At 31.9% G+C, this 2,164-nt stretch carries 1 protein-coding gene; it reads right to left on the bottom strand.

Going from position 1 to position 2,164, the window contains the following annotated elements:
• Window positions 1-94: 94 nt before the first annotated feature.
• The gene (locus tag J5V48_RS09610) at window positions 95-1,996 is read right to left on the bottom strand and encodes an IS1634 family transposase (protein WP_219938405.1); all 1,902 of its coding nucleotides are present in this window, start codon (window positions 1,994-1,996) and stop codon (window positions 95-97) included.
• Between the last annotated feature and the right edge of the window lie 168 nt (window positions 1,997-2,164).

The following is a 2,164-nucleotide window of genomic DNA, read 5'->3' on the forward strand; positions in this document are numbered from 1 at the left end:
TCTCGAGTTTGACAGTTATTATGTAAATACTTTTATAAATCAATATGTTATTGATTATTTATGTAGCATTATTTAGTAACTGTTAAAAAATTTTTTAAATTTTTTTTGATTTTTTTACATACCTGTCAACACTGCCTTTTGTAATCAATTCACAATCAAATCTCATATCTGTCAATTCGTGCAGTGTATCGGTTACTGCAGTTCTTGTGAAAGCGCCAGTATAGTACTTATCAATTGATGTTATATTCATATTTCTGAGGGTATTCATTATTTGTCCTGCTGGTACTGTCTTTTTTAGCTTTTCTGTAATTTTCTTTTCTAGAATTCTGAACAGTACAAGTGCCATAAAACAAGTTGTGAAATGTGCTTTTATGCGATTATCATTTTGTAAGTAGACTGGACGAGATTTAAGCTCTGACTTCATCAACATAAATGACTCCTCAATCTCCCATCTTCCACGATTGATATTTATGATTTCACTTACTGGCAACTTGTCTTTTGATATTGTTGTTGATACTGCATAGAATCCATCAAATCTAGACTCTTGTGCTATTACGTCCTCATCTAAAAAATAGTTATCGCGTACATTGTTTGCTTCTATTCCTGTTTTTTTATCGACTGATACTTTTTTTATGTATCTGCGAATATCGTTTTTGGTATTTAAGTCGATACGTTTGCAATTCTTAGAATTGATTAGTTTCTGTGCTCTTTCTAATTCGCATGTTCGTTTATGCTCCATAAAGTGTTTGTACTTTATGGAGTAAGAAACAATGATCCTTTCTTCTAGCTGCTTTCCTTTATTTTCTGATTTTGAACCGCCCTTCTTAATTACATATTTCTCTTTATAAAATATCTTGTTGTATAAATTAGGATCGGTTTCATCAATATCATCTAGTGAGAATGTACCTGGAACTCCTTCACATTTCCAACCGTCGCGTTCTAGCTGAGATAATACAATATTAGGATTTTCATCTTCTTTTAGAGGATCTTTTTTCAGTGAACGACCACGTGATAAAGCCCATGCTTGTTCTTCTTTATCCATCTTTTTTATTGGATCAATAGTAATGAAATCAGTCTTAACCTGATTTTGACCATCATTGATAAGATGAACTTTTGCATTAAACACCTTGTTATCAAAAGATGCTAGGCCTGCATCAGTACAAACTATTATTTGCTTATTAGGAAGAGCATAATCATTAATGATCTTTTTTTCTAAAGGTCTTAAAGATAGCTGCTCGTTTTTATTTCCATCGAATATGTCAAATGCCAGAGGAATACCACTTCTGTCGATAAACATTCCCATTTGTACTATAGGATTAGGTCTATTTTCCTTTGAATGACCATACTTGCGCATGCCTGATTCTTCAGTGATCTCAAAGTAATAATTTGTGCAGTCATAGAACAACACTGATGAGTCTCTCTGACATTGTTTTGATGAATGCTGATAGAGTTTTGATTGAATAAAATCAGATTCTTCACTAATGATATCTAATGCTCTGTAAACATCATGTAGTTCGTAATTAGGTCTCTCTAAAAGAGTTTTTAAGCAGAAATCATATGTACTGAGCTTTGATTTAGGATCAAGTATTCTTGCATAGATTAAATCAGCCATTATCCTTTCAAGATCGAACCTGAATGAGTGTCTTGATTTAATCTCATTAGCAATTTCATCAATGCCCATGCCATAAAGAAATTTTTGTAAGAAAAGATATCCGACATTAAAAGAACGCTGAACATCTTTTTCATAAGGTGTATCAGGAGTAATTGTAAGCTGAATAGGAATTGGCTTCTTAGCTTTAGCTGCATCATTAAGTTTTTTAATTTCAGCTTTACACCATTCTTTAATATCAGCATCAGGACCAAGCTTTTCTCTAAGTTCAGTTTCAGTACCGAGTCTTAGAACATTACGACTAGTAGAGATACCGTTAGGTTTACGGTAAGACTCAGAAACATAGTAGATAGTAGCGTTTTTACTTTTAGAGATATTTAGCTTCATAATGACCTCAACAGATACATATGTCATTATTATATCACATATTACCCCAATAATACTACATTTATGCAATAAAAATTTGACATATATTTAGATTTTATTATTTGAAAATGAAGAGATTAATTAATGAAGGGATTAATAATTAGAATAGCAAAGTGTCAAACTACCGAG

This window comes from Succinivibrio faecicola, from assembly GCF_019448115.1.
In the GTDB taxonomy this organism is placed as follows: Bacteria; Pseudomonadota; Gammaproteobacteria; order Enterobacterales; family Succinivibrionaceae; genus Succinivibrio; species Succinivibrio faecicola.